Consider the following 666-nt stretch of genomic DNA (forward strand, 5'->3'; position numbering starts at 1 on the left):
TGCTGGCTCGTTACCTGAAGAACGAGGCCGAGGAGTTGCGTCCCTGGACCCCGCCCTCACCGCTGTACCGCCAGCTCCTGAGCCTTTTCCGCCGTCGCGCAGCCTTGGTCCAGGCCAGGGTCGGCCTGGTGCAGAGCTGGTCGAATGAGCCGCTGCTCAAGGCGGCTTTTGCCGAGCAAGTGAAGTCCATGCAGCAGCTTGAGACGCTGATCGAAAAGACGATCAACGATCAACTCAAAGAGGCCGGTTTGCTCGGTCAATTGAAGCGCTGCCTGAAAGTTGAGGGTATTGGATTTTTGACTGGGGCCCGCTTGATAACCGCATTTCAGCGAGGAGATTTTAGAAACGCGGATGCATTTATCGCCTTCTTGGGCATGGATTTACGGGTGGCGAAATCAGGACAGAAGGACGCTCGCCGCAGTTTGAGCAAGCGCGGTGACCCCGAGGCCCGCCGACTTCTGCACAATGCAGCGATGTCGGCTAGCCGTACGAAAGCCTGGAAAGGGTATTACGAAGAACAAAGAACTCGGGGGTTCAGCACCACTCAGGCGCTAGTGATGCTGGCTCGCAAGCTTGCTCGGGTGGTATTCGCCTTGCTGAAAGGGCAAAGCGAATATCAGCCAAAAGCCAGTTGAGGACTTTCCCTCAACCATAGAATCTCCCACA

At 56.6% G+C, this 666-nt stretch carries 1 protein-coding gene; it reads left to right on the forward strand.

Translation table 11 applies throughout. The features are described from left to right. The coding region (locus ACM6J5_RS20450; RefSeq protein WP_414929223.1) for a transposase at nucleotides 1–635 on the forward strand (635 nt) is incomplete at its 5' end. Nucleotides 636–666 lie beyond the last annotated feature (31 nt).

It is taken from the genome of Pseudomonas sp. IT-P74 (assembly GCF_949768175.1).
GTDB lineage: Bacteria > Pseudomonadota > Gammaproteobacteria > Pseudomonadales > Pseudomonadaceae > Aquipseudomonas.